Genomic DNA, 26,399 nt, shown 5'->3' with positions numbered 1-26,399 from the left:
TGGATATCCCGTGTGGTGTGGGGCCGCCGTCCCGATACTGGCGATGTTGCAGTGCAATTTGCAAGCGCTTGCAAAACGGCATAGCGTAAGCCCTGACAACGCCCGGAGCCTCCGCCATGAACGCCGTTCGCCAGCCCGCCGTCGTACCGCCCGTGTTCACCGAAGCTACCCTCGACACCGACGCCATCGTGCGCGAGCTGCTCGAAGGCGTCGGTGCGGTGACCCTGCGCGGGTTGTTCTCCGAGGCGGAAATTGCCGAGGCGCGCGACATCGTCATGCGCGAATCCAACGGGGACGACCGCGGGGCCAAGGTCACCCATTTCCAGGGCGATGCCGAGCGGGCAGGGCGGATCAACCTGCAGCGCCGCGTGTGGAACCTGCTCGCCAAGGGCGACATTTTCTCGCGCATGGCCGCGCACCCGACGATCATGCAGGTGATGCGGGTGTTCCTTGGCTCGGAGTTCATCATGGGCTCGATCGCGGCGAACCGGATCCTCCCGGGTGGCCCGGGGCAGGAGCCGCACATCGATTACCCGTACTGGGATTTCCATTCGCCGGAAACGCATCCGACGCGGATCAACGCCAGCTTCCCGTTGAACGGGCAGGTGACGATCATGCTCGATCCGTTCACCGAGGACACCGGCGCGACGGCGTATGTCCCCGGCAGCCAGCGCGAACTGCGCTACCCCGACGAGAAAGACGGCTCCTTCGACCGCTGTGAACGCATGCTCGGCGAACCCGGCGACACCGTCGTGTTCTTTGGTGCCGTCTGGCATTGCGCCATGCCCAACCGGAGCAGCATCGACCGCTCGGCGATCATCACCCAGTACCTGCCGAAGTTCATCAAGCCGATGGAAGACCTGCCGGCCGCGCTACCGGAGGCCTTCGTAAAACAGGCAAGCCCCGATATCCGCCAGCTGCTCGGCCTCAACTATCCGTACCCGGAAGTGCTGGATGCCGCGCGTGGCGGCAATGCCGAAGGACGCAAGCGTTACTGACGCCTCGGCGTCGCTTCGACGAAGCGGACGATGTCGTCGAGCACGGGCACCTTGTCCTTCGACGGACCCAGGGCAAACAGGATGCGCATGTGCCCGGTGTCCGGATACAGCTTCACGACGACGGGCTCGCCCTGCGCCTCGTAGCGCTTTGCCAGTGACAACGCGTTCTGCGGCTTCACCGTCGTATCCGTCTCGCCCTGCAACAGCAACGCAGGCGGTTCGTCGCCATCGACGAAGTTCACCGGCTGCGATCGCGCCTGTTCCTGCGGCGTATGCCCGAACATGTCGATGAAGCTGTCGTTGGTCAGTGGCAGGAAATCGTACGGGCCGGCCAGGCCGATCACGCCCGACAGCTCTCGCGGCGTCATGCCCAGCTGTTGCAGCCAGCGTCCGTCGGTCGCCAGCAGCAGCGCCAGGTGCGCGCCGGCGGAATGGCCCATCACGAACAGGCGCGAGGTGTTACCGCCGTATTCACCGGCGTGGCGGTGCGCCCAGGCCACGGCCTGCGAGGTGTCCTCCATGAAGCCATCGAGTTTCGCGCGCGGCCAGGTGCGGTAATCCGGCACCACGGTCACGATGCCGCGAGCCGCCAGCGCCTCGCCCACCCAGCGATACCACTGTCGCTTGCCGCTCTTCCAGCTTCCGCCATAGAGGAACACCACCACCGGTGCGTTCCTGGCGTCCTTCGGTGCATACACGTCGAGCGAAAGCCCGCCGTGGAAGGGAATGTCATGGTGCGCGACGACGCCGTCAGAGGACTGGCGGGCGTTGACGACGGCGAAGAGGGGCGCCTGGCAACCGGAGAGCAGCAGGGCGAGGAGCGCGGCGAGGAAGAGTCGGGTCATGCCCCACAGTTACGTGCCGGGCGTGAAAATGGATGCATCGCCTAGTGGGCGGGATGCCGACGGATGAAGTCCACGGTGTCGGCGAGGACGCTGGCGCGGTGTTTCATGGGGCCAAAGGCCAGCAGGATGCCTTCATGGCCAACGCCCGGGTAAAGGCGCAGCTCGGCCGGCTCACCCGCATCCTCGTAGCGCGCTGCCATCGACAGGGCCTCGGACGGATACACCTCGGTGTCTTCCTCGCCCTGCAGGAGCAGCGCAGGCGGCGCGCCGCTTGCCACGAAGTTCACCGGCTGCGAGGCCGCCTGTTCCTCCGGGGTCGTGCCGAACATGCCAACGTAGTCCGGGTCGTCGTCGATGGGCAGGAAGTCGTAGGCACCGGCGACGCCGATCCATCCGGACAGCGCCCGCGGCTGCATGCCCACCTTGCCCAGCCACTGGCTGTCGGTGGCGAGCATGGCGGCCACGTGCCCGCCGGAGGAATGGCCCATCAGGAAGATGTTGTCGGGCGAGCCGCCGAACTCGCCCGCATGCTCATGCACCCAGCGGACGACGTTGGCGGCGTCGGTAAGGAAACCCGCCATGGCGACAGCAGGCCAGAGCCGGTAGTCCGGCACCACGGCCACCACGCCCTGCCGTGCGAGCGCTTCGCCCATCCAGCGATCCCACTGGCGCTTGCCCTCCTGCCAGTCACCGCCGAAGAAGTAGACGACCACCGGGGCATGCGCGGCATGCGGTGGCGCGTATACGTCCAGCGCCAGCTGGTGCGCGGGGTCATAGACCAGATCGGGATGCGTCACGACGCCCTCGCCAGACTGCGAAGCATTGATGCTTGCGAAGAAGGTAGCCCGGCACGCCGTCAGGCAGAAGAGGGCGACCACGATGAGGAGAACGCGCATCGGCGCATTGTAGGCAGGGCCAGCCGCTAGAATGCGTGCATGACCGATATTCGCACGATCCTGCGCACCGCCGGCCACGCCCTGGGCGACCGGCTTGAGGCGGAACTGCTGCTGGCGCACGCCCTGGGCGTCAACCGCGCATGGTTTTTTGCCCATGCGGAAGACGTGCTGCCGGCGGGCGATGCACTGCGTTTCCAGGAACTCGTCGGCCGTCGCGCGAAAGGCGAACCGGTGGCCTACATCACCGGTCGCCGCGACTTCTGGTCGCTGCCGCTCGAAGTGACACCCGCCACGCTCATCCCGCGTCCGGAAACGGAACTGCTGGTGGAACTGGCACTGGCCCACCTGCCGGAAGGCGGCCGCCTGCTCGATCTCGGCACCGGTAGTGGCGCCATCGCCCTGGCCATCGCCAAGGAGCGCCCGGATGCGACGGTGCACGCGGTGGATGCCAGCGAAGCCGCGCTCAGGGTGGCGCAACGCAACGCCCGCACGCTGGGCCTGCCTGTCACGTTTCACCACGGCGACTGGTTCACGCCCGTCAGCGGCGAGCGCTACGACGTGATCGTCAGCAATCCGCCGTATATCGAGGAAAGCGACGAGCACCTCGGGCAGGGCGATCTTCGCTTCGAACCACGAAGTGCGCTGGCGTCCGGCGTGGACGGGCTTGATGACATCCGCCGCATCATCGATGCGGCGCCCGCTCATCTCACCGAGGGCGGCTGGCTGCTCTTCGAGCACGGCTGGAACCAGGGCGCGCCGTCGCGCGCGCTGTTCGACACCTCGGTGTGGAGCGATCCGGTGACGACGGTCGACCTCGAAGAGCGCGACCGTGTCACGGGCGCGCGGCTTAGCCCGCGCTAGCCACCGGCGTCGCCACGAACTGCGGGAAGCGCCCGCGAATCGCTGTACGGATCTGCGGCAGGTCCAGCCCGGCCATCGTCAGCACTTCCTCGCGGCTACCGTGTTCCAGGTAGGCATCGGGCAGGCCGAGGTGGAAGATCGGAATCGTGATGCCCTTCGCGGCCAGGAACTCGGCGACACCGGCACCGGCACCACCGGCCACCGCGTTGTCTTCGATGGTGACGAAGGCTTCGTGCGTGCGCGCCATCTCGAGGATGAGTTCTTCATCCAGCGGTTTGACGAAGCGCATGTTCACCAGCGTGGCGTCCACTTCGGCGGCGATGACTGCGGCGGGCGCGAGCATGGTGCCGAAGGAAAGGATCGCCAGGCCGTGGTGGCCACGACGACGCACTTCGCCCTTGCCGATCGGCAGCGTTTCCAGGCCTTCCGCGATCTTTGCGCCCGGACCCGTGCCACGCGGATAGCGAATCGCGGCCGGGCCGTTGTACGCATAGCCGGTGCTCAGCATCATCCGGCATTCGTTCTCATCCGCCGGCGCCATCACCACCATGTTCGGCAGGATGCGCAGGAACGACATGTCGAAGCTGCCGCAATGCGTTGCACCGTCCGGGCCGACGACGCCGGCGCGGTCGATGGCGTAGGTGACGTCGAGGTTCTGCAGGGCCACGTCGTGGATGGCCTGGTCGTAGGCGCGCTGCAGGAACGTGGAGTAGATGGCGACGACGGGCTTGGCGCCTTCCACGGCCATGCCGGCCGCCAGCGTCACCGCATGCTGCTCGGCGATCGCCACGTCGAAGTAACGCTGCGGGTATTCACGCGAGAAACGCACGAGGCCCGAGCCTTCGCGCATGGCCGGCGTGATGCCGAGCAGGCGCTCGTCGGCGGCGGCCTGGTCGCAGAGCCAGTCGCTGAAGATGTCGGTGTAGGTCGGCTTGGCCGGCGCACCCTTCTTCACCAGGCCGGCCACCGGATCGAACGGGCCGACGGCGTGGTAATCGATCTGTGATTTTTCGGCAGGTTCGTAGCCCTTGCCCTTGGTCGTCATCACGTGGAGCAGCTGCGGGCCGGGCAGGTCCTTGACCATTTCCAGCGCCTGGACCAGCTGCGGCAGGTTATGGCCGTCGATGGGGCCGGTGTAGTGGAAGCCCAGCTCTTCGAACAGCGTGGACGGCACGAACATGCCCTTGGCGTGCTCTTCCCAGCGCTTGAAGAAGCGGCCGAAGAAGGATTCACGCGGCATGGCCTTCTTGGCCCGCTCGCGCCACGCGTTGAGCGTGCGGCTGGACATCGCGCGCGCGGCCATCTTGGTCATGGCGCCGACGTTTTCGCTGATCGACATGCCGTTGTCGTTGAGGATCACCAGCATGTTCGGCTCGACGTCGCCGCCATGGTTCATGGCCTCGAAGGCCATGCCGGCGGTGAAGGCGCCATCGCCGATCACGGCGACGACCTTGCGGTTGTCGCCACGGCGCTGCAGGGCAATCGCCATGCCCATCGCGGCCGAGATCGAGGTGGACGAGTGACCGACGCCGAAGGTGTCGTATTCGCTCTCGTCACGACGCGGGAAGGGGGCCAGGCCGTCCTTCTTCTTGATCGTGGTGATGCGGTCGCGGCGGCCGGTGAGAATCTTGTGCGGATAGCACTGGTGGCCCACGTCCCAGACCAGGCGGTCCTTCGGGGTTTCGAACACGTGGTGCAGGGCCACGGTGAGCTCAAGTACACCCAGGCCCGAGCTGAAATGCCCGCCGGACGAGGCGACGGCCTCGATCAGGTAGCGGCGCAGTTCATCGGCGATGGCCGGCAGTTCGTCCGCGGGGAAACGGCGAAGGTCCTCCGGCGACTCGATCTGCGCCAGATAGGGGTAATGGGAAAGGTCGTTCATCCGCCTATTGTTCGCCCAAGGCGAGGGCACGGCAAGGGATCGGGTGTGAAACCTTGCGGGCAAAACCCGGGCGGCGTTCAGGCGGGACGGCGGTCCCGCGGCAGGTGGCTCACCAGGAATTCCATCTGGTCGGCCAGGATGTTGCGGTTGGAGAGGATCAGGTGCTCCACCCAGCTGGGCCGGTAGGGCACGGCCAGCAGGGGCATGTGGGCCTGCTGCGGGGTGCGGTTGCTCTTCCGGAGGTTACAGGCCAGACAGGCACTTACGACGTTCTCCCACTCATCCGCGCCGCGCTTGGAGAGCGGCACCACGTGGTCGCGGGTGAGCTCGTGGCGGGTGTACTGGTGGCCGCAATACAGGCAGATGTGCCGGTCGCGGGCGAACAGGGCGGTGTTGGTCAGGGCCGGGGCCGGGTCGATGGCGTGTTCGCGGCAATGGCCGGTACTGGCCACGATGGGGTGCAACTGCATGCTGCTGCGCAGGCCGGACGCCCGGCTGGTGCCGCCGCGGACGGTGACGCAGGGGTCGCCGAGGGTCCAGGCCACGACCCCGCGGACATAGAGGCAAACCGCGTCCTGCCAGCTGATCCAGTCGAGGATACGGCCGGAGGCGTCCAGCGAGAGCACCCGCGTCGCATGCAGCGCGGCCACCCTCGGCAGGTCCTCTTGGAGCACTTCCATCGTCATCTAGTCTCGTCCTTCACGTACGCGAAAGAGCGTTCCAGCAAGCCGAACTCCGTGCGGGCCAGTGATGCCGGCCCCGCCCCACAGGGGGCGTTGACCCGAGCATAGCCCATAAATGCGACAGAAAAGCACTGTCCGGTACGCTTCTTGCGGGGGCTTTTCCTGTCACTCGCCGCTGATATAGTGGGGGTTCGATTGAAAGCCCGCAGGGTTTGGAAGGGGGGCCGGGGTGGCTTCCCAGGCCTGGCGGGTCCTAGAGGGAATGAAAGTGGCAGAAGTGCTTTTCTACGAGCGTCCGGTCGCGCTGAACCGTACGACCCATCGCGACCTTCGCCTGAAGGCCGTCAATAACATCCAGTTCGCCGCCAAGGCGCACTCCGTGCCGCTCACCGGCGTGGAATTCGCCCCGGCCGCGCGTGACTTCCCCATCCTGTTTGCTGGCAACAGCATCGAGGAAGCGGGCCCGATGGCACTTCTCGGCCTGCGCCAGGGTGAAAACCTGCTGGTCGGCGAGAACGGCTTCTGGGAGCAGGGCCTGTACATCCCGGCGTTCGTCCGCCGCTACCCGTTCGTGCTGGCTGAAAAGCCGGCCGGCGCCGAGGGCGACGATTTCACCGTGTTCCTCGACGAGGCCTACGAAGGCTTCAACGAGACCGAGGGCGAGCGCCTCTTCAATGAAGACGGCACCGACGCGCCGGCCCTGACCAACGCCGTGAACTTCCTCGGCGAGTTCCAGGACCACGTGGCCCGCACGCAGTGGTTCATGGGCAAGCTGCGCGAGCACGACCTGCTCGAGCCGCGCACCATCACGCTGCAGAAGGAAGGCCGCGGCATCAATCTCAACGGCCTGTTCGTGATCAACGAAGAGAAGCTGCGCAAGCTCGACGAGAAGGTGGCCGGTGAGTTCCTGCGCGAAGGCGCCTTCGGCTGGATCTACGCGCACCTGGTGTCGCTGGCGAACATCGACCGCATGGCTGCCCGCCTGGACGGCCGCGAGACGAAGGAAGACGTGGCCAAGGCCGCCGTCTGATCCTGAGCGCCACCGCTTCATGAAAAGGCCGCCTGGATGGGCGGCCTTTTTTTTTGCCTAGCGAACCGGCCGGGCCATGCGCACCAGGTCCGTATCGAAGCCGTGGCGCGTGTACAGGTCGCGGGCGTGCTCGTTGCCCGGGAACACGGCCAGGGTGACGAACTGGCAGCGGTGCTCCTTCGCCCAGTGATAGGCGTGGTCGAGCATGGCCTTGCCCGCGCCGGAGCCTTCGTAGTCCTCGTGTACCGCGATGTCCGAGATATGGCAGTTGTCGCGGTGGGTGAAGAAATCCTTGGTCTTCTGCAGGTGGATGAAACCCACCGCCTCGCCGTCGTCGTTCTCGGCCACGAAGATGTAGCTGTTGGACGGCTGTTCGTCGAGGTGCTTCACCAGGTCCGTCTCGATGCCCTTAAGACAGTCGGTCTTGGTTCGCCCGTTGGGCAGCGGGAAATGGATGAACCGGTGGACCAGGCCGAGGATGAAGTCGTCGTCGTCGCTCTCGGCGAGGCGAATCAGGAACGGTGCGTCGCTCATCGTGTCAGGAACCGTCGTTGGCGTAGAGAGTCCGGGTCTGGCCAGTTCTACACCTGAACGAGGGCCGGGAAAAGTCCCGGCCCTCGCTGTCGATCACAGCAGCTCGGGCAGGGTCTCGACGCCGGCGTCGATCGCCGCCTTGTGCAGGTGGATGCGCGGCAGGATGCGGGCGAAGTAGAACGTGGCGGTGTCACGCTTGGCCTGCTTGCCATCGGCCGACAGCAGCTGCGAGCTTTCCGCGGCCAGGACGCTGCGGGCCAGGAAATACGCCAGGGTGATGTAGCCGGAGTAGTAGAGGTAATCCACGGCGGCCGCACCCAGCTCCTCGGGGTTGGCCTGGGCCTTCGCGGCGATGGCCTGGGTCAGTTCGCCCCATGCCTTGGTCGCGGCCGCCAGCGGGCCGACGAACGCCTTCACTGCCTCGTTGCCCGCGTTGGCCTGGCAGAACGCCGCGACCTCGCCGAGGAAATGTTTCAGGCCCGCGCCCTGCAGCTGCATGATCTTGCGGCCCAGCAGGTCCAGTGCCTGGATCTGCGTGGTGCCTTCGTACAGGGTGATGATGCGGGCATCGCGGACGAACTGCTCCATGCCGTGCTCGGCGATAAAGCCGTGGCCACCGAAGATCTGCAGCGCTTCCTTGGTGCATTCCTGCGCCGCCTCGGTGAGCAGGCCCTTGGCGATGGGGATAAGGAACGAGAGCAGCTCGCCGGCCTGCTTGCGCGCCTGCGGGTCCGTGTCGCGTGCCTCGATATCGCTCTGCAGGGCGGCGTAGGCGGCGAGCACGCGGCCACCTTCGACGAAGGCGCGCTGGGTGAGCAGCATGCGGCGCACGTCCGGGTGCACGGTGAGCGGATCAGCAGGCTTTTCCGGCAACTTGGCACCCGAAAGGGCGCGCATCTGCAGGCGCTCGCGGGCGTAATTCAGGCTGTTCTGCAGGGCGCGTTCGGAGACGGCCAGGCCCTGGATGCCCACGGCCAGGCGTGCCGCGTTCATCATGGTGAACATCGCCACCAGGCCCTTGTGCGCGGGGCCCACCAGCCAGCCCTGCGCGTCGTCGAAATTCATCACGCAGGTGGCCGAGCCCTTGATGCCCATCTTGTGTTCGATGGCACCCGCGGCGGCGCCGTTGCGCTCGCCCAGCGAGCCGTCGGCATTCACCTTGAACTTCGGCACCACCAGCATCGAGATGCCGCGGCTGCCGGCGGGCGCATCCGGAAGGCGTGCCAGGACGAGATGCACGATGTTCTCGGCGAAGTCGTGTTCGCCGGCGCTGATGAAGATCTTGGTGCCGTTGATCCGGTAGCTGCCGTCCTCATTCGGTTCGGCGCGGGTCTTCAGCAGGCCAAGGTCGGAACCCGCCTGCGGCTCGGTCAGGCACATGGTGCCGGTCCAGCGGCCTTCCACCAGCGGCTTCAGGAAGGTGTCCTGCTGCCACTCGGTTCCGTGGTGTTCCAGCGCGTCCGTGGCGCCGTGCGAGAGCAGCGGGTAAATGCCCCAGGCAAGGTTGGCCGAGTCGATCATTTCCTTGACCAGCGCGCCAAGCACGGCGGGCAGCGCCTGGCCGCCGAACTTCTCGTGCGCGGTGAGACCGGCCCAGCCGCCTTCGGCGTACTGGTGATAGGCCTCCTTGAAGCCCTTCGGCGTGGTCACGGCGGCCGTGGCCTTGTCGTAATGGCAGCCCTCGGCGTCGCCCGATGCGTTCAGCGGCGCGAGCACCTGTTCGTTGAAACGCGCGGCTTCGTCCAGCACGGCGTCGAGCAGGTCGCGGCTGTGCGCTTCGCCGCCTTCGAGGCGGCCGAGCACGGCTTCGGCGCCGAGCACGTCGTAAAGCGCGAAGCGCATGTCGTTGAGCGGGGCTTTGTAGATGGTCATCGTGGATCCTGGCGAATGCGGCTGGGGATGGGGTCAGGGCGAGCGGTAGGTGTCGGGGATGCCGGGCACCGGCGACAGCCAGCTTTTGCCATGCACCGGGTAGGTGCTGGGCTTGGTTTCTTTTTCCGGGGTGGCGGTGATCTGCCCGCGGATGTCGTAGGCGAGGCCGCCCGAGCTGCCCTTGGCGGCCAGTTCGGCGAGCGCCCTGGACATCTCCGGTGTCGGCAGGAGGTCCACCTGGGTCACGTCCGCGGCGAACGCGGGGATGTCCTGGGCGATGTTCGCATCGAGCAGCACGCCAGGCAGCTGGCCCACCTGCAAGGTGCCCTGGAAGCGGTCGAACGACATACCGCCGTAGCTGTTATTGCGTACGCGCAGGGTCACGTGCCACGTGCCACCCGGCTTGGCGGTGACCTCCTGGAAGGTGATCGTGGGCGGAAACACGCTTTTCTTCGCAGGGCCACAGCCGGCGAGGAGGGCAAGGCCGACGAGCGCGGCCACGCGGACGAACAGAATGCGTCGCATCAAGGTCATTCCCTGGGCATGATCAGGCGTCAAACAGGCGTTCGATGGTAGCGCCCGGCAGGCTACCTGCGCGAGACGGCGTTTGAAACGCGGTTCCCAAGCGGGGGCCGACAAGGCATCATCCGGGTTTGCCTTCCATGACGACTATTTATCCATGACCCGACGCATTGTTGCGCGCCGCTCCCCCATCCATGGCAACGGCGTTTTCGCCGTGGCACCCATCAAGGCGGGTGAAGACGTCGTCGAATACAAGGGCGACCGGATCACCCACGCCCAGGCCGACAAGCGTTACGGCGACGGTGGCGAAACCGGCCACACCTTCCTGTTCACGCTCAATGACACCTGGATCGTCGACGGCAACAGCCACGGCAACACCGCGCGCTGGATCAACTACGGCTGCGACCCGAACTGCCAGGCCGTCATCGTGGAAGACGAGCCGGGCAAGGATTCGAAGAAAGACAAGGTGATGATCGAGGCCATTCGCGATATCGCCCCGGGTGAAGAGCTCACCTACGACTACGGCATCACGCTGGACATGCCGCACACCGCACGCCTGAAGAAGATCTGGGCCTGCCGCTGCGGTTCGCCGAAGTGCACGGGGACGATGCTTAAGCCGAAGGTGAAGACGAAGGCGGCTTGAGCGTCTGGCGGGGGCCCTGTGGCGGCGTCGCGAACGGCGTCGCGCACAGGGTGCGCTCCTAAAGGTCAGTCGTCGTCGGCCTTGGGTTTCCACTGCTCGACGAGGCGTTTCTGCACGGCGGGTGACACGCTGTCGTAGTGGCTGAACTCCATCGCGTAACGTCCCTGGCCGCCGGTGAGGGCTTTCAGCTGGGTCGGGAAATCCGCCAGTTCCGCCAGCGGGACGCGGGCCTTGATCAGGGTCTCGCCACCCCTTAGCGAATCCGTCCCCATGATCTGCGCGCGCCGCGAGGCGAGGCCGCCGGTCACATCGCCCACCGACGGGTCGGGGATCGACACCTCCAGGTCCACCACCGGCTCCAGCACGATCGGCCGGGCCCGGGAGACGGCGTCGAGGAAGGCCTTCCGCCCCGCGCTGATGAACGCCACTTCCTTTGAATCCACCGGATGGTGCTTGCCGTCGTACACGCTGACGCGCACGTCCTGCATGGGATAGCCCGCCACCGCGCCCGCGTCCATCGCCTGGCGGATGCCTTTCTCGATCGCCGGCATGAACTGGTTGGGGATTACCCCACCCTTGGTGTCGTCGGAGAAGATGAAGCCGGCGCCACGGTCCAGCGGTTCCACCCGCAGGAACACCTCGCCGAACTGCCCGGCGCCGCCGGTCTGTTTCTTGTGCCGGTGATGGCCCTCGGATTTGCCGCCGATGGTTTCGCGATAAGCGATGCGCGGCGGGTGGGTGATCACGTCCACGTCGTAGCGCGTCTTCATCCGTTCCAGCATCAGCTTCAGGTGCAGGTCGGAAAGGCCGCGGATCACCGTCTGGTTCACTTCGGCGTGGTGTTCCACGATGAAGCACGGGTCTTCCTCGGCCAGCCGGCCAAGGGCTTGCGCGAGCTTCTGCTCATGGCCCTTGTGCGCGGGCTCGACAGCCAGCCCGAACATCGGCGACGGGAACGGACACGGCTGCAGGTGGATGCCCGATTCGCCGGCGGCATCGTGCAGCACCGCATCGAAGTGGATGTCGTCGACCTTGGCGACCGCGACGATGTCACCGGGCAAGGCCTCGTCGATCTCCACGTGCTCCTTGCCCTTCAGGCGGAACAGGTGCGCCACCTTGAACGGCTTGCGCCCGTCGTCCACCAGCAGCTGCGAATCCTTGCGCACGGTGCCCTGCCAGACGCGGAACACGCCCAGCTTGCCGACGAAGGGATCGTTGACGATCTTGAACACATCCGCGACCACGTGCTTGCCGGCATCGGCGTTGACGTCGAAGTGGATGCCCTTGTCGTCGTGGAACGGCGGCGGATTGATCTCGTTGGGGCAGGGCAGGATTCGCTCGATGAGCTCGAGCAGTTCGCTGACGCCCACGCCGTCACGTGCGCTGGTAAACACGATGGGAACGAGGTGCCCGTCGCGCAGGCAGTGCTCCAGGGCGGCATGCAGTTCCTCGGCGCTGAGCGAACCTTCGCCACCGTCGAGGTAGTGCTCCATCACCGCGTCGTCGATTTCCACCACCTGGTCGATGAGCTGCTGGTGTGCTTCGCCGGTAGACGAAAAGTCCGTATCGCCGTTGTCCTGGAAATACGTGCCACGCACGGCATGGCCGTGCGCCGCGGGCAGGTTCACCGGCAGGCATTCGTTACCGAACTCGGCGCGGATATCGTCGACCAGGGCCGGCAGGTCCACGCCTTCCGCGTCGATGCGGTTGACGATGATCAGGCGGGCGAGGCCGCGTTCCTTCGCGTGCGCCATCATGCTGCGGGTGCCGTGCTCGATGCCGTTGGCGGCGTTCACCACGATGGCGACGGTATCGGTGGCGGCGAGCGCCGCCAGGGCGGGGCCGCGAAAGTCGGCGTATCCCGGGGTATCAACCAGGTGTATTCGAAACCCGTTGCGTTCGATGGAGGCGATGGAGGCATCGATCGAATGCCCCCGCGCGCGTTCCATCGGGTCGTTGTCTGAAACGGTACTGCCTCGTTCCACGCTGCCCATGCTATTGAGCGCGCCGCCGGCGTGGAGCATGGCTTCGAACAAGGTGGTCTTGCCGGCTCCGGCGTGGCCGGCGAGTGACAGGCTGCGGATGTGTTCCGTGGATGGCGACACGATGCGACCCTCCGTAAGGATGGCGGTCCCCTGTCCCCCCAGCCTTCTCCGATTGGGTCCGGGAATCAAGGGGGTGGGAATCTTCTGCCGGGGTCGGTGTCTGTAGGCACAGGCTTAAGGTGCGGTCAGCCGTCCGCGCTAAGCTGTGTGGCTTTCCCCTCAACGGCCCCTTAGGGAACCCCCGCTCGCGTGCAATACCCAGGCAAGGCGCCACCGCCCTACGTCGAATCGCACCGGCTCCCGCCGGAGGCGACGGCGCGCCATGGGTTGCAGCCGATCGATCCGGCCACCTTCACGGCCCTGCGTGCCATCGGCCAGCGCAAGGCGCCGCGCGACCGCGTCCTCACCACCCTCGCCATCGTCGGCACCCTGGTGCTGCACCTGCTCATCATCATGCTGGTGAGCTACGAGATGCAGCCGCGGCCGTACCTGGGCTATGCCCCGGTCGACGACAAGGCGGAGATCATGGAGGTGCGCTTCATCGAGCCGACGCCACCCCCACCGCCCCAGGCCAACGTGCCGCCCCCGCCGCCGGTGAGCGAGCCGCCGCCGAAGGTCCGCTCGCCCGAGGCGACGCGACCGGAGCCGCCCCGGCCGAAGAAAGAGCTGCCCAAGGACGAGCCGCCTGCCGAAAACGAGGCGCCCGCGCCGCCGGCCCCGGCGCTCCAGCTGTATGGGAAGGACGGGAGCATCAACGCGGGCAAGCCGGCGCCGTCCACCGGCGCCACGACCCAGGCCGACTTCGTCTCGCATAAGCCCACCGACGACGCCGGCGTCATGGTCCACAAGGGCCCCGTCACCTACAAGGAAACCCGGTTCGAAAAGGACTGGGCGCCGCGCGACGAGAACATCGCCAATGCCGGCATGCGCAAGGTGCTGGAAAACACCATGCTGAAGAAGGAAGTGAACATCGGCGGCCAGCGCATCAACTGCGCCACCGTGCTGTTCATCCTGCCGGTGGGTTGCCGTGGCCAGGATCCCTCCAAGCCGCCGCCGAAATCCGCGGATGGGCGACTGAACATGGCACCGTCGCATCCGCTCGCGGACGGGCCTGATGTGGTGAAGCCGCCGAGCGAGGCCGAGTGCATCGCGGCCTTCCGTGCCGACAAGCCGCTGCCCCAGGGCTGTGCGAGCGACGTGCCGCTGAAGGCCATCGAGCTGGAAAAGGCCGAGCAGGAACGGCGCACCGGGCACTAGCGGCACCGGCGCGTGCGATGGGCATCGCCGCCGCGATTGTGCGGCGCACGCGCAGCATGGACACTAGCGCCTGATGCCTTCCCACCTGCCACCGGACAGCGATCCACCGATCGCCGAATCGTCGCTGCCCGTCTCGCCGCGCGAGGCGGCGATGCGTGCGCTCGTCTATCGTCGGCAGCTGCGCCAGAAGCCGCGCGAAAGCGCCCTGCGGATCGCCGGTTGGGTCGGCACGATCCTCATCCACGTGATGTTCCTGCTGGGCATGATCCTTGGCCCGGCGTACGACATGCTGCCGCCGCCTCCCGAGCCGGACAACCCGGATGCCCTGCAGGTGCGCCTGATCGACAAACCCCCCGCGCCGGTACCGCCGGTGCGCGGGACGCCGTCGAAGGCGCCCGTGGCCAAGGCAAAGCGGGCCAGCAGCAAGGCCGTGGCCAGCCGGGCCTCGCGCGGCTCGCACGCGGCGGCCGTTGCCTCGGCGAACAAGGCGCTTCCCGCGATCGCCGTACCTGCCGCGCCGCCGCCGCAGGTCAAGCCCGACGTGAAACTCACGGCGCCGCCGCCGAGCATCCAGGCCGTCGCTGAGAAGCCCGTGGTGCAGCCGACCGCGCCGCCGAAACAGCCCGACCTCGAGCCGGTGCCCGTGCCGACGCCGGCACCGCCGGACCTCGCCGTGGAAACGCCGAAGCCCGAGGTGGTGCCGCCGCGCTTCCAGCCCGAGCCCGTGCGCAAGGCGCAGGTGGAAGGCACGGCGCCGATGCCGCCGCCGGCCTCCCTATCCCTGCCACCCACGCCCTCCTCGCAGATGGCCGGGACGCCCACGCCGCCGCAGATCACGGCCGAGCGGACGACGCCGGTACCGACCACGGCGATGACGCTGGCCACCGTGCCGCGCCCGGACGTGCAGGAATCCTCCGCGCCGCCGACGCCGCAGGACACGCCGCTGCCTGCCATCGCCCAGGAGCCGACGGCGCCTCCCGCGCCGCAGGTGACCAACGACGTGCCGCGCCCCGTGCCGCCCAAGGTCGCCGTCGAAACCGTCCGCGCGCCGGCGGTCGAAGCGGAGGCGGAACTCGAGGCCGTGCCGTTGCCTGACGCCACGGCAAAGCCGAGCCTTTCCGCGCCGGTCGCCGACATCGCGCGGCCCGCCGTACAGGCGCCGGCCGTCACCGCGGGCGAACTGCAGCGTCCCGTGGCCGGCGAAGACACGACTCCCGCGCCGCCCGGCCAGGCACCCGGCGATATCGCCGCCGGTGAAGCCACGGCGCAGGCGCAGAACGAACAGGGCAAGGCGACGAACGACAGCAGCGCGGCGCCGACGCAGGGCGCACCAGGCGCACCGTCCGCCGCTGGCGAAGCCACCGCCGCCAGCGCCGGAACGAACACGCCAGGCGCCGCCGCGGACACCGGGAAGCCGGGCGCCGCGAAGGGCACGGACGAAGGTGAGCGCGTCACCGGTGCGAACGGCACGTCGCAGCGCTCGGACGGTGTGGAAGGCGGGCAGGGCGACAAGACCGGCCAGGTCGGTGCGTACGTCGAACTCAAGCCGCGCGGCAACGTCACGCCGCAGAACGGCGCGCGCGTGCACATCGATTACAAGGCCACGCGCTTCGACGGCGCCTGGACACCGAAAGGCGAGAGCTCGGTCGACACCGCGCTGCGCCATGGCGTGGAAGCGACCACCACCCACTTCACCATCCCGCTGCCGCGTGGCGTGCGCATCAACTGCACGGCCGGCCCCGGCGTTTCCGGCGGCGCCATGAAACAGGCGATTTCCCTGCTGACGCTTGGCTGCGGTGGCGATCCGCCGCCCAAGCCGTCCGAGCCCGACAAGCTGGTGAAAAACCAGACGCTCGCCTCGAAGCCGCTGGCGGAAAACCTGCCGCCGGCGAATGCATCGACGGTCGCCACGGTGGCGCAGCCGATCGACAACACCGCGTTCTGCGCCACGGCGCGCGTGGCGGGCGGCCCGCTGCCTGCCGGCTGCGAGCCCACCATCAAGATCAACGTGCCGGCCGCGCCACAGGCCAACGGCTCGTGGGTACCGGCGAGCGATCAGTTCAAGCGGTAAGCGGCCGGATCTCGGTGCCGGCCGCCATGTCGTGCAGGCCGCGTCGGCGGGCGTCAAACAGCGAGGGCAACAGGATCACCGCCCAGCCAGCGACCGGAAGCCACAGCACCACGCCCAGGGGCACCACGCTGTAGAGCAGCAGCAGGAACACCGGTACCGACGCGACCAGCAGGCGTATGAAGCTACGCCGGATATCCACCGGCGCGCCATCGCGCGACACCACGCGAATACGCCACGGCCGCATGCCCAGCGTCTGCCCGCCGCGCATCCACGACAGCAGGAAGTAGGCGCCGACGACGAGCCCCTGCAACGGCTGGTACCACCACGCGACGATGTGCCCGGTGGCGTCCGCCACGCCGCCCTTCGTCGCGATCTGCGCAAGCAGGCCCACCACCATCACGATCGCGACTACCGCGAGCACGTCGTACACGATCGCCGCGAAGCGGCGCCAGGCAGGGGCGGGCAGGGGCATCGTAGTCATGCGGACTCGCTGTGAGGGGCTTTCGCCATTATGGGTTTCGCGAAGGCGTCGTGCGACCATCGGCGCATGGCTGAAACGACGTCTCCCGAACTTTCCACCGCCGACGCCCGCCTGATCGAACGCTTCATCGAGCGCATCTGGTCGGAGGACGGCCTGGCCGACCGCACGCTGGAAGCGTACCGGCGCGACCTCGCGCAGCTGTCGCGCTGGCTGGAGACGCGCGGGCACGCGCTGGCCACGGCCACGCGCGAAGACCTCTCCGCCTACCACGGCAGCCAGCCGGTGTCGGTGCGCAGCATGGCGCGGCGGCAGTCGGCGTTTCGCCGGTTCTATGCGCAGCTGGCGCGGGACGACGGCGCGCGAGAAGACCCGACCCTGTTGATGCAGCGGCCGAAGATGCCGCGCGGCCTGCCCAAGGCGCTGGCGGAACGTGAGATCGAGGCGCTGATCGTCGCGCCCGACACCGGCACGCCCCTCGGCCTGCGCGACCGCGCGATGCTGGAATTGATGTACTCCTCCGGCTTGCGCGTATCGGAACTGGTGGACCTGCCGCTGTCCGGCCTGAACACCCGGCAGGGCGTGCTGCGCGTCACGGGCAAGGGCGGGAAGGATCGCCTGGTGCCGGTGGGCGAGGAAGCCCTCGTCCACGTGGAACGCTACCTGGCCGAGGCGCGCCCCGGGCTGGCGCAGGGCCACGGCCAGCCGCCCGCGCTGTTCCTTTCCCGCCGCGGCAGTGCCATGTCGCGGCAGCAGTTCTGGACCCTGGTGAAGGGCTACGCGCTGCAGGTGGGTATCCCGGGCAAGCGGGTGTCGCCGCATGTGCTGCGACACTCCTTCGCTACGCATCTTCTCAACCATGGCGCCGATCTCCGCGCCCTGCAGATGCTGCTCGGCCACAGTGCCCTCAGCACCACCCAGATCTACACGCTGGTGGCGAAGGAAGGCCTGAAGCGCCTTCACGCCCAGCATCATCCCCGCGGATAACCTCTCGTGCCACAATCGGGGGAACCGATCGCGTGCCGCGCGTTCCAAAGCACGGCCTGCGAACTCCCCCGGTACCCCATGGAGCCGTACCCGATGTTGAAGAAAATCCTCCCGGCGATCCTGGCTGGCGCGTTCGCCATGACGGCCGTTGCCGCCGATGACACCAAGGTCGTGCGCGACGCCGTCGAAGGCCTTGGCCCAGGCATCAAGGTGGACACCATTGCGCCGTCGCCGATGCCCGGTTTCTACCAGGTGGTGGCCTCGGGCCGCATGGTCTACGTCAGCGCCGATGGCCGTTACATGCTCAACGGCAATCTCATCGACCTGAAGAACCAGACCGACCTTTCCGCCGCGAGCTGGTCCGCCACCCGCAAGGCCGCCCTGGCCAAGGTGCCCGCCTCGCAGCGCCTGATCTACTCGCCGGCCAATCCCAAGCACACCGTCACCGTCTTCACCGACGTGGATTGCGGCTTCTGCCGCCAGCTGCACTCGCATATCGACGAGTTCAACAAGCAGGGCATCGCGGTGGAATACGTGTTCTGGCCGCGCGAAGGCATCAAGACCACCGGCGGCAACGACACCCCCTCGTACACCAAGGCCGTCTCGGTGTGGTGCGCGTCGGACCGGAAGAACGCCTTCAATGAGGCGATGAAGGGCGGTTCGGTCAAGGCGGCCACCTGCACCAACCCGGTGAAGGACGAATTCGAGCTGGGCGAGCGCCTCGGCGTGAACGGTACCCCCACCGTGGTGACCGAAAATGGCGACGTGGTAGGGGGTTACCTCACCCCGGAGCAGCTGCTGAAGGCCGTGAACGCCCCCGCTGGCAGCATCAAGGGCGGCTGATAGCGCCGCCCGTGCTGTCCCGCAACATCATGTAGAATAGGCGTTTTCCTCCAGCGCCTATTCCCCCCGCATGATCGCACTCGACGGGCAGAGCGCCCTCTCGCCATTTCGCCTCGAACGTCTGAACGCCCACCTTGAGTCCCTGCACCATGGGACCCGGGTGCAGGCCGCCTGGTTCGTGTATTTCGTGGATGCCGCCACGCCGCCCGAGGGCGACGCCCGCGCGCGCCTGCTGGCCATGCTGGAAGCCAAGGCCGGCCAGCCCGAGCCGGCCGCGTTCTGGGTGGTTCCGCGCCTGGGCACCATCTCGCCGTGGTCCAGCAAGGCCACCGACATCGCCCATGGCGCCGGTTTCGACCTGCGCCGGGTGGAGCGGGGCGTGGCCTGGCAGGTCAGCGGCATGCCGAGCTCGGCCGACCCGGCCTACGCCCAGGTCATGGCCGCCTTCTGCGATCCGATGGTGCAGTCGCCGCTGACGAACATCGCCGACGCCGCCGGGCTGTTCCTGGCCGGCAGCCCGGGCGACCTCGGCCGCGTGGAGCTGGGCAGCGACGCGCACGCCGCGCTCGAGTCCGCCAACAGCGAACTGGGCCTGGCCCTGGCCGTCGACGAAATCGACTACCTCTCGGACCGCTACAGCGAGATGGGCCGCGCGCCCACCGACGCCGAGCTGATGATGTTCGCGCAGGCCAACTCCGAGCATTGCCGCCACAAGGTGTTCAACGCCACGTGGACCGTCGACGGCAAGCCGCAGGACGCCTCGCTGTTCGGCATGATCAAGAACACCCACCAGCACTCGCCGCAGTTCACGCTGTCCGCCTACAAGGACAACGCCGCGGTCGTGGTCGGGTACGAAGGCAACCGCCTGTTCGTCGATCCGAACGACGGCGTGTTCCGCACGGTGAAGGAAAACGCGCCGTACGCGATCAAGGTGGAAACGCATAACCACCCGACGGCCATCGCGCCGTGGCCGGGTGCCGCGACCGGTTCCGGTGGCGAAATCCGTGACGAAGGCGCCACCGGCCGCGGCGGCAAGCCGAAGGCCGGCCTCACCGGTTTCTCGGTGTCGCACCTGCGTATCCCGGGCACGCCGCGTCCGTGGGAGCAGCCGCGTCCGCTGCCGCCGCGCATGGCCAGCGCGTTTGAAATCATGCGTGACGGCCCGCTGGGCGCCGCCGCGTTCAACAACGAATTCGGCCGCCCGGCACTCGGCGGCTACTTCCGCACGTTCGAACAGGAAACCGGCGAGAAGGGCCTTCGCCGCGGCTACGACAAGCCGATCATGCTGGCCGGCGGCCTCGCCGCCATCCGCGAGCAGCACGTGCAGAAGCGTGACGTGCGCCCGGGCGACAAGGTGATCGTGCTCGGTGGCCCGGCCATGCTGATCGGCCTGGGCGGCGGTGCCGCCTCGTCGGTCGCTTCCGGCACCTCCAGCGCGGAACTCGATTTTGCCTCGGTGCAGCGCGACAACCCGGAAATGGAGCGTCGCTGCCAGCAGGTCATCGACGCCTGCTGGGCGATGGGCGACAGGAACATCATCGTCAGCATCCACGACGTGGGCGCGGGCGGCCTGTCCAACGCCATCCCCGAGATCCTCAACGACGCGGGCGTCGGCGGCATCATCGACCTGTCGAAGGTGCCCTGCGACGATCCCACGCTGTCGCCCATGCAGGTGTGGAGCAACGAATCGCAGGAGCGTTACGTCCTGGCCATTGGCCCGGAAGACGTGGCCGCGTTCGAAGCCTTCTGCAAGCGCGAGCGCTGCCCGTTCGCCGTGGTCGGCGATGCCACCGAGGAAGCGCGCCTGATCGTGCGCGATCCGCGCCGCGACATCACCGTGATCGACCTGCGCATGGACGTGCTGTTCGGCAAGGCGCCGCGCATGCATCGCGATGCGGTGCGCGTGAAGCCGCGCGTGGACCTGGTGGCCGACCTCACCGGCATGGGCATGGACGAAGCGCTGATGCGCGTCCTGCGCCTGCCGGCCGTCGGTAGCAAGAACTTCCTGATCACCATCGGTGACCGCACCGTGGGCGGCCTGAACGCACGCGACCAGATGGTCGGCCCGTGGCAGGTGCCGGTGGCCGACGTCGCCGTGACCATGACCGACTTCGACGGCTATACCGGCGAAGCCATGGCCATGGCCGAGCGCGCGCCGGTGGCCCTTTTGTCCAGCGCGGATGCCGCGCGCATGGCCGTGGGCGAAGCCATCCTCAACATGGCCGCCGCGCCGATCAAGCTGGAAGAGATCCGCCTGTCCGCCAACTGGATGGCCGCGGTGAACCACCCCGGCGAAGACGCGGCGCTGTTCGACGCCGTGCGCGCCGTGGGCATGGAACTGTGCCCCGAGCTCGACATCGCCATCCCGGTCGGCAAGGACTCGCTGTTCATGCAGACGGTGTGGACCGACGAGGCCGGCAAGAAACAGAAGACCGTGTCGCCGGTGTCGCTGGTGATCACCGGTTTCGCGCGCGTCGACGACGTGCGCCGTGTGCTCACGCCGCAGCTCAAGCTCGACCGCGGCGACACCGACCTGTGGCTGATCGACCTTGGCGCAGGCCGCGACCGCCTCGGCGGTTCGGCGCTCACCCAGGTGTTCAACCGCGGCGGCGGCGTGCCGCCCGACCTGGACGACCCGAAGCGCCTGCGCGCGATGTTCGAGCTGATCCAGGAAGCCAACCGCGGTGGCCTGCTGCTGGCCTACCACGACCGTTCCGACGGCGGCGCCATCATCACCCTGCTGGAAATGGCCTTCGCCGGCCGTTGCGGCCTCGACCTGCGCCTGGACGGCTGGGCCGACGCCACGCTGCGTGCGCTGTTCAACGAAGAACTCGGCGCGGTGGTCCAGGTGGCCAGCGCCAACCGCGAAGCCTTCGAAGCGCTGCTGGTGAAGCACAACCTCGCCGGCATGACCCACAACGTGGGCCGGCCGAAGGAAAAGCTCGGCATCAAGCTGCACCTCAATGGCGAAACGCCGTTCAAGTGGAACTGGACCGAGCTGTTCCGCGCGTGGAACGAAACCAGCCACGCCATGCAGCGCCTGCGTGACAATCCGCACAGCGCCGACCAGGAAAGCGAATGGCGCCTGGACGACGCGGACCCCGGCCTGTCGCCGAAGCTCACCTTCGACCCGGCTGACGATATCGCCGCACCCTACATCGCCACCGGCGTGCGTCCGCGCGTGGCCATCCTGCGCGAGCAGGGCGTCAACGGCCAGGTGGAAATGGCGGCCGCCTTCTCCCGCGCCGGCTTCGACGCGGTGGACGTGCACATGACCGACCTGGCGTCGGGCCGTTACCACCTGAAGGACTTCCGTGGCCTTGCCGCCTGCGGCGGTTTCTCCTACGGCGACGTGCTGGGCGCCGGCCGCGGCTGGGCCACCTCCATCCTCTACAACGACGCGCTGCGCGAGCAGTTCGCCCGCTTCTTCGAAGACGGTTCCAAGTTCGCGCTGGGCGTGTGCAACGGCTGCCAGATGATGTCGCAGCTGAAGGACATCATTCCGGACGCGAAGCACTGGCCGCAGTTCCTGCGCAACCAGTCCGAGCAGTACGAAGCGCGCCTGGCGACGATCGAGATCCTCGACTCGGGCAGCATCTTCCTGCGCGGCATGGGCGGCTCGCGCCTGCCGGTGGCCGTGGCCCACGGCGAAGGCCGCGTGCACTTCCCCAACGTGTGCAGCCCGTCCAAGAGCCACGCCGCGGCGCGCTTCGTGGACAACCGTGGCAAGCCGACCGAGCACTACCCGCTGAACCCCAACGGTTCGCCGGGTGGCCTCACGGCGTTCACCGCCGCGGACGGCCGCGTCATGATCATGATGCCGCACCCCGAGCGCGTGTTCCGCAGTGCCCAGCTCAGCTGGCACCCGGAGCAGTGGGGTGAGGATTCGCCCTGGATGCGCATGTTCCGCAACGCGCGCGCCTGGGTCGGGTAACCCAGGCGTTGGACGAAGCGAAGACCGTGACAGCAGGCGATCTCACCAGCGTCATCATCGTGCTGGCCGACAGCGGCCCGCTCACTCGCGAGTGCGTGGAACACGCCCTCGCGAGCGATCGCCCTGTCCAGGTCATCATTGTCGACAACGGCTCGGACGATGGCGTGCCCGAGGCGCTGGATCGCGCCTATGCCGCCGATGACCGGGTCAGCGTGGTGTACAACCGCGCCAACCTCGGCTTCGGCCCGGCGGTGAACCGTGGCGCCGCGCAGGCACGCGGCAAGCTGCTGCTGGTGCTGAACCCGGATTGCCTGATCGAACCCGATACCATCTCGCGGATGGCGGCGCATGTCGGGCCGCATACCGGCATCGTCGGTGCCGTCGTACAGGACGAAGCCGGGCACGTGGATCCGGCCTCGCGGCGGCGTGATCCGCTGCTGGCGCGCGCCCTGGCCACCAAGCTGGGCCGCGGCTCGGCCGGCATCGACATCACCGGCCCGCTGCCCACCGGTGCCGTCCCGGCGGAGGTCGTGTCGGGTGCCATCCTGCTGATGCCGCGCAGCGTCTTCGAAACGCTGGGTGGTTTCGACGAAGCCTTCTTCCTGCACTGCGAAGACATCGACCTGTGCCGCCGCGCGCGTGACCACGGTTACCAGGTGCTGCTTGCCGGCGATGTGCGCGTCATGCACGGCAAGGGCGGATCCAGCCGCCACCGGCCGGTGTTCGTCAGCCGGCACAAGCACCGCAGCATGTACCTGTGGTTCCGCCGGCATGATCCGGCGGCGAAACAGCCGCTGGTGCGCTGGCTCGTGTGGCTGGGCATCTGGTCGCATTTCCTGCTGAAGATCCCGGGCCAGCTGCTGCGGAAACGCCGATGAGCACCGCGCCGAAGGGCAGTGGCCTGGCGACGCTGGGCCTGCTGGCGGTGACCGCCATCTGGGGTTCCACCTTCGTCATGATCAAGGACGTCGTCGGCCGCATGCTGCCGATCGACTTCCTGGCCGTGCGCTTCACCATCGCCGCCGTCGCCATGCTCGTGCTGTTTGCCGGGCCGGTGCGTCGCCTGGGCCGCGCACAGCTGCAGCGCGGGCTCGCCCTGGGCGTTCTCTACGGTGTCGCGCAGTGGCTGCAGACCGAAGGCCTGGCGCTGACCTCACCCAGCGTCAGTGGCTTCGTCACCGGCATGTACGTCGTGTTCACCCCGTTCCTGGCGCTGGCCCTCTTTCGCCAGCGCATGCCCGCCACGACCTGGGTAGCGGTGCTGCTCGCCATGGTCGGCCTGGGCGTGCTCGCGCTCAATGGTTTCAGCGTGGATCTCGGCGTGTGGCTGACGCTGGGCTCCGCGGCGCTCTATGCGCTGCATATCGTCGGCCTGGGGCACTGGTCGAAGCCCGGCGACGCCTTCGGCATGTCGGCCATCCAGATGCTCGGTATCGCCGTGGTCTGCCTGCTCGCCACGCTCCCGCACCATGGGCCGGCCCTGCCGCCCGATGGCAAGGCATGGGTCAGCATCATTTACATGGCCCTGGTGGCCGGCGCGCTGGCGATGCTGGTGCAGACCTGGGCGCAGGCCCATATGCCGGCGACGCGCGCCGCCATCGTCATGACCACCGAGCCGGTGTTCGCCGCGGGTTTCGCGGTGGCGCTCGGTGTCGACGTGCTCACCACGCGCATGCTGCTCGGCGGCGCGCTGGTCATGGTGGCCATGTACATGGTGGAACTGGCGCCACGCTTCCGCCGCAAGAAGCCAGCGGAAGCGCTGCACCACGAGGCCGGCTAGCCCCGGTTATTTCGCCGCCTTGTCGGTACTGAACTTGTAGGTCATCACGTTCTTGTACGTGTGGCCCGGGTCCAGCCGCGCCGAACCGAAGTCAGGCTGGTTCGGCGTATCCGGGAAGAGCTGCGGCTCCAGCGCGAAGGCGTCGCCCTGGCGATAGACACCGCCCGACTTGCCCGAGGTGGTGCCGTCGAGGAAGTTGCCCGAGTAGAACTGCAGGCCCGGCTGCGCCGACCACAGCGACAGCACGCGGCCGCTTTTCGGATCCGCCACGCGCGCCACTTCGCGCGGCTGCGCGGCTTCCTTGCGCGAGATCACCCAGTTGTGGTCGAAACCGCGGCCAAACACGATCTGCTGTTCCTTCGCGTCGCGCACGTCGCGGCCGATCGGCTTGGCCTTGCGGAAGTCGAAGTCGGTGCCGGCCACGCCGCGCACTTCACCCGTCGGGATGGCGGTGGCATCCGTCGGCAGGTACGCATCGCCGGCAATCATCAGCTTCTGGTCCATCACGCTGCCCGAACCCTCGCCTGCGAGGTTCCAGTACGTGTGGTTGGTGATGTTGACGATGGTCGGCTTGTCCGTCGTCGCCGTGTACTCGATGGTCAGTTCGTTCTTGTCGTTGAGCGTGTAGGTCGCCGTGGCGGTCAGCGTGCCGGGATAACCCTGGTCGCCGTCGGGGCTGACGTAGGTCATCGTGACGCTGGGCGTGGCACCGGACTCCACCTTGTCCACCGTCCACACCACCTTGTCGAAGCCCAGCTTGCCGCCGTGCAGCGAGTTCGGGCCGTCGTTGACGGGGACGGTGTACTCCTTGCCGTCGAGCTTGAACTTGCCCTTGGCAATGCGGTTCGCATAGCGGCCCACGGTGTCGCCGAAATACTGCGGCTTCTCAAAGGTACCCTTCAGGTCGGGGTAGCCAAGCACCACGTCGCCGGCCTTGCCGTTGCGATCAGGGATATCCAGGGCGTACAGGGCGGCGCCGAGCGATATGACCTTCGCCGTGACGCCCTTGCCGTTGGTGAGCGTGACGACCGTCACATCCTTGCCATCCGGCGTGCTGCCGAAGGAGGCCTTGCTCGCCTCGCCGGCCGACGCGGCCGATGCGCCGCCGAACAGGAATGCCGTGATGGCCACGGCCAATAGCTTGCGCATCTTCCACTCCCTCTGTCATGACTTAGCCGACAAAAGCATATTTGTCGGACAATTGACAAGCTGCGCTGCGTCAAGGCCGCGGGCGAAAAGATGGCTAGGATGCACCGGCTAGGGACGCGGAAGGGGCGCGCGATGGCAACAAAGGCGGCAATGACACGAAACCTGCACGGCCAGGTCGTCGAGGAGATCGGCAGCGCCATCGTGGGCGGGAAACTGCACCCGGGTGATCCGTTGCCCGGCGAGGCCCAGCTCGCCGCACAGATGGAGGTCAGCCGCACCATCCTCCGCGAAGCGCTGAAGGTGCTCGCCGCGAAAGGCCTGATCGAAACCCGCCAGAAAACGGGCATGCGCGTTCGCGACCCCCGCTTCTGGAACCACCTCGATCCCGACGTACTCACCTGGCGCTGCGCCGCGATGCCCACCGAGGATTTCGTCGGCAAGCTCGTCGAGATGCGCGAGATCATTGAGCCCGCCGCGTGCATGGCTGCCGCCCGCCGCCGCGATCCCGAGCAACTTGCCGCCATCGGCGAGGCGCTGGATGCGATGGAAGAATCCGCGGACCTCGATGCATGGGCCGAGGCAGACCTGCGCTTCCACGAGGCCGTCCTGGCCGCCACCAACAACGAGTTGCTGAGCTCGCTGTTTTCGGTGATCGAGACGGCACTGGCCACGTTCTTCGTGATGTCCGCGCGCTCGGCGAAGAACTTCAAGTACGCGCTACCGCACCATCGCGCGGTGTACGAAGCTATTCGTCGTCGCCGTCCTAACGAAGCTGCGCAGGCCATGCGCACGATGATCGACGACTCACGCGCCAACATGCGCAAGGGCCGGAAGAAGTAACCCCGCGACCACTCGAAACGCCAAAAAAAGAGGCCGGCATCAAGCCGGCCTTTTCGTTATCAGCAACAGCGCCCTCCGGTCCCCCGGTAGCGCGCCTCCTGCCTTTCGCGGAAAAACTCCTTGTACGTCGGCACCTGGCGCTCGGGATGATGCTCACGCAAATGCCTCACATACACATCGTAATCCGGCACCCCGCAGCACAACCGCGCCGTCTGCACCGCCCATTGCCAGAACGAGCGCCGCGCCAGC

23 protein-coding genes are annotated in these 26,399 nt (G+C 67.5%); 12 read left to right on the top strand and 11 right to left on the bottom strand.

Annotated features, from left to right (window positions below; translation table 11 throughout):
- Window positions 1–116 precede the first annotated feature (116 nt).
- Window positions 117–998 (top strand): phytanoyl-CoA dioxygenase family protein, encoded by an 882-nt coding sequence (locus FIV34_RS16875; RefSeq protein WP_139984686.1) that lies wholly within the window; start codon window positions 117–119, stop codon window positions 996–998.
- Here the strand turns inward: FIV34_RS16875 and FIV34_RS16870 are convergent.
- Both FIV34_RS16870 and FIV34_RS16865 read right to left on the bottom strand, forming a co-directional pair.
- On the bottom strand, window positions 992–1,843 hold the full coding sequence (locus FIV34_RS16870) for an alpha/beta hydrolase (protein WP_139984685.1): 852 nt from the start codon (window positions 1,841–1,843) through the stop codon (window positions 992–994). The two genes, FIV34_RS16875 and FIV34_RS16870, sit on opposite strands and share 7 nt — an antisense overlap.
- Window positions 1,844–1,884: 41 nt before the next feature.
- A complete protein-coding gene (locus FIV34_RS16865; protein ID WP_139984684.1) occupies window positions 1,885–2,739 on the bottom strand; it encodes an alpha/beta hydrolase in 855 nt (284 codons plus the stop codon).
- A gap of 39 nt (window positions 2,740–2,778) precedes the next feature.
- Between FIV34_RS16865 and prmC the strand changes: the two genes are divergently transcribed.
- Complete coding sequence (gene prmC, locus FIV34_RS16860) at window positions 2,779–3,600, top strand: peptide chain release factor N(5)-glutamine methyltransferase (protein ID WP_139984683.1); 822 nt, start codon at window positions 2,779–2,781, stop codon at window positions 3,598–3,600.
- On the opposite strand, the gene dxs is transcribed toward prmC, so the two are convergent.
- Both dxs and FIV34_RS16850 read right to left on the bottom strand, forming a co-directional pair.
- Window positions 3,587–5,482: a 1-deoxy-D-xylulose-5-phosphate synthase gene (gene dxs / locus FIV34_RS16855; RefSeq protein ID WP_139984682.1), complete on the bottom strand. Its 1,896-nt coding sequence runs from the start codon at window positions 5,480–5,482 to the stop codon at window positions 3,587–3,589. The genes prmC and dxs overlap by 14 nt on opposite strands.
- Before the next feature lie 77 nt (window positions 5,483–5,559).
- Entirely contained in the window at window positions 5,560–6,162 is a 603-nt protein-coding gene (locus FIV34_RS16850) for an HNH endonuclease (RefSeq protein ID WP_139984681.1), read from the bottom strand.
- Between the two features lie 271 nt (window positions 6,163–6,433).
- Between FIV34_RS16850 and FIV34_RS16845 the strand changes: the two genes are divergently transcribed.
- Complete coding sequence (locus tag FIV34_RS16845; protein WP_139984680.1) at window positions 6,434–7,195, top strand: SapC family protein; 762 nt, start codon at window positions 6,434–6,436, stop codon at window positions 7,193–7,195.
- 57 nt (window positions 7,196–7,252) lie between these two features.
- Here the strand turns inward: FIV34_RS16845 and FIV34_RS16840 are convergent, their stop codons facing one another.
- From FIV34_RS16840 to FIV34_RS16830, 3 genes are all read right to left on the bottom strand, one after another.
- The gene (locus FIV34_RS16840; protein WP_139984679.1) at window positions 7,253–7,729 is read right to left on the bottom strand and encodes a GNAT family N-acetyltransferase; all 477 of its coding nucleotides are present in this window, start codon (window positions 7,727–7,729) and stop codon (window positions 7,253–7,255) included.
- A gap of 93 nt (window positions 7,730–7,822) precedes the next feature.
- Window positions 7,823–9,601 (bottom strand): acyl-CoA dehydrogenase C-terminal domain-containing protein, encoded by a 1,779-nt coding sequence (locus FIV34_RS16835; protein WP_139984678.1) that lies wholly within the window; start codon window positions 9,599–9,601, stop codon window positions 7,823–7,825.
- A gap of 33 nt (window positions 9,602–9,634) precedes the next feature.
- The gene (locus tag FIV34_RS16830; RefSeq protein ID WP_139984677.1) at window positions 9,635–10,126 is read right to left on the bottom strand and encodes a hypothetical protein; all 492 of its coding nucleotides are present in this window, start codon (window positions 10,124–10,126) and stop codon (window positions 9,635–9,637) included.
- A 154-nt stretch (window positions 10,127–10,280) separates the two neighbouring features.
- Between FIV34_RS16830 and FIV34_RS16825 the strand changes: the two genes are divergently transcribed.
- The gene (locus FIV34_RS16825) at window positions 10,281–10,766 is read left to right on the top strand and encodes an SET domain-containing protein (RefSeq protein ID WP_139984676.1); all 486 of its coding nucleotides are present in this window, start codon (window positions 10,281–10,283) and stop codon (window positions 10,764–10,766) included.
- Between the two features lie 65 nt (window positions 10,767–10,831).
- Here FIV34_RS16825 and fusA read toward each other — a convergent pair whose 3' ends face one another.
- Window positions 10,832–12,871: an elongation factor G gene (gene fusA / locus FIV34_RS16820; protein ID WP_139984675.1), complete on the bottom strand. Its 2,040-nt coding sequence runs from the start codon at window positions 12,869–12,871 to the stop codon at window positions 10,832–10,834.
- Between the two features lie 189 nt (window positions 12,872–13,060).
- Here fusA and FIV34_RS16815 point away from each other — a divergent pair, with 189 nt between their 5' ends.
- Both FIV34_RS16815 and FIV34_RS16810 read left to right on the top strand, forming a co-directional pair.
- Window positions 13,061–14,068 (top strand): hypothetical protein, encoded by a 1,008-nt coding sequence (locus FIV34_RS16815; protein WP_139984674.1) that lies wholly within the window; start codon window positions 13,061–13,063, stop codon window positions 14,066–14,068.
- 73 nt (window positions 14,069–14,141) lie between these two features.
- Window positions 14,142–16,139 carry a hypothetical protein gene (locus FIV34_RS16810; protein ID WP_139984673.1) on the top strand — a complete coding sequence of 666 codons (1,998 nt, stop codon included), beginning with the start codon at window positions 14,142–14,144 and terminating at the stop codon, window positions 16,137–16,139.
- Here the strand turns inward: FIV34_RS16810 and FIV34_RS16805 are convergent.
- Entirely contained in the window at window positions 16,129–16,620 is a 492-nt protein-coding gene (locus tag FIV34_RS16805) for an RDD family protein (RefSeq protein ID WP_139984672.1), read from the bottom strand. The two genes, FIV34_RS16810 and FIV34_RS16805, sit on opposite strands and share 11 nt — an antisense overlap.
- A gap of 66 nt (window positions 16,621–16,686) precedes the next feature.
- Here FIV34_RS16805 and xerD point away from each other — a divergent pair, with 66 nt between their 5' ends.
- From xerD to FIV34_RS16780, 5 genes are all read left to right on the top strand, one after another.
- Window positions 16,687–17,604 (top strand): site-specific tyrosine recombinase XerD, encoded by a 918-nt coding sequence (gene xerD, locus FIV34_RS16800; protein WP_139984671.1) that lies wholly within the window; start codon window positions 16,687–16,689, stop codon window positions 17,602–17,604.
- 93 nt (window positions 17,605–17,697) lie between these two features.
- Window positions 17,698–18,447 (top strand): DsbC family protein, encoded by a 750-nt coding sequence (locus FIV34_RS16795; RefSeq protein ID WP_139984670.1) that lies wholly within the window; start codon window positions 17,698–17,700, stop codon window positions 18,445–18,447.
- Window positions 18,448–18,517: 70 nt separating this feature from the next.
- Complete coding sequence (gene purL / locus FIV34_RS16790) at window positions 18,518–22,381, top strand: phosphoribosylformylglycinamidine synthase (protein ID WP_139984669.1); 3,864 nt, start codon at window positions 18,518–18,520, stop codon at window positions 22,379–22,381.
- A 26-nt stretch (window positions 22,382–22,407) separates the two neighbouring features.
- Entirely contained in the window at window positions 22,408–23,259 is an 852-nt protein-coding gene (locus FIV34_RS16785) for a glycosyltransferase family 2 protein (RefSeq protein ID WP_246058659.1), read from the top strand.
- Window positions 23,256–24,161 (top strand): DMT family transporter, encoded by a 906-nt coding sequence (locus tag FIV34_RS16780; RefSeq protein ID WP_139984668.1) that lies wholly within the window; start codon window positions 23,256–23,258, stop codon window positions 24,159–24,161. Before FIV34_RS16785 ends, FIV34_RS16780 begins: the two co-directional genes overlap by 4 nt.
- Window positions 24,162–24,167: 6 nt before the next feature.
- Here the strand turns inward: FIV34_RS16780 and FIV34_RS16775 are convergent, their stop codons facing one another.
- A complete protein-coding gene (locus FIV34_RS16775) occupies window positions 24,168–25,310 on the bottom strand; it encodes an aldose epimerase family protein (RefSeq protein WP_139984667.1) in 1,143 nt (380 codons plus the stop codon).
- Window positions 25,311–25,460: 150 nt separating this feature from the next.
- Between FIV34_RS16775 and FIV34_RS16770 the strand changes: the two genes are divergently transcribed.
- Window positions 25,461–26,150 (top strand): FadR/GntR family transcriptional regulator, encoded by a 690-nt coding sequence (locus FIV34_RS16770; RefSeq protein WP_139984666.1) that lies wholly within the window; start codon window positions 25,461–25,463, stop codon window positions 26,148–26,150.
- A gap of 59 nt (window positions 26,151–26,209) precedes the next feature.
- Here the strand turns inward: FIV34_RS16770 and FIV34_RS16765 are convergent, their stop codons facing one another.
- Window positions 26,210–26,398: a YbdD/YjiX family protein gene (locus FIV34_RS16765; protein ID WP_139986040.1), complete on the bottom strand. Its 189-nt coding sequence runs from the start codon at window positions 26,396–26,398 to the stop codon at window positions 26,210–26,212.
- Between the last annotated feature and the right edge of the window lies 1 nt (window position 26,399).

The sequence above is a fragment of the Luteibacter pinisoli genome, from assembly GCF_006385595.1.
Taxonomy (GTDB): Bacteria; Pseudomonadota; Gammaproteobacteria; order Xanthomonadales; family Rhodanobacteraceae; genus Luteibacter; species Luteibacter pinisoli.
This window is presented reverse-complemented; position numbering and strand designations above follow the sequence as displayed.